Source organism: Mesorhizobium sp. M00.F.Ca.ET.216.01.1.1 (assembly GCF_004010325.2).
Lineage (GTDB): Bacteria > Pseudomonadota > Alphaproteobacteria > Rhizobiales > Rhizobiaceae > Mesorhizobium.
The window spans coordinates 1-301 of the sequence record NZ_SADR02000453.1 but is presented as its reverse complement, the minus strand read 5'-3'; the positions used below and the strand labels follow the sequence as shown (position 1 = coordinate 301).

General features: G+C 65.4%; 1 protein-coding gene. It reads right to left on the bottom strand.

Going from position 1 to position 301, the window contains the following annotated elements:
• Nucleotides 1-288, bottom strand: a 288-nt coding sequence (locus EN859_RS36920) for an NAD(P)-binding protein (protein ID WP_148671263.1), incomplete at its 3' end; no start/stop codon positions are given.
• Nucleotides 289-301 lie beyond the last annotated feature (13 nt).

Below are 301 nucleotides of genomic sequence, written 5' to 3'. Positions count from 1 at the left end.
GCCGAACACTTCGCGCGATGCCGCGCCGAGATCGAAGAGCGGCCACGTTTGACCGCTGTTCCAGAGTCGCACGCGCTTGCCGGGCGGCTCGCACGCAAGGCCTTCCAGGCGCTTGCCCACACCGATGCGGTACAGCACGCGCGTGGCGTTCGGGCTCAACTGCACGCCGGCGCCGATCTCCCCGAGCGCTTTTGCCTGTTCAAGAATGGTGACGTCGAAGCCTTGTCTGAGCAACGCGGCGCCCGCCGTCAGGCCGCCGATTCCGGCCCCTGCAATGACGATTTTCATTCGATCTTTCGAC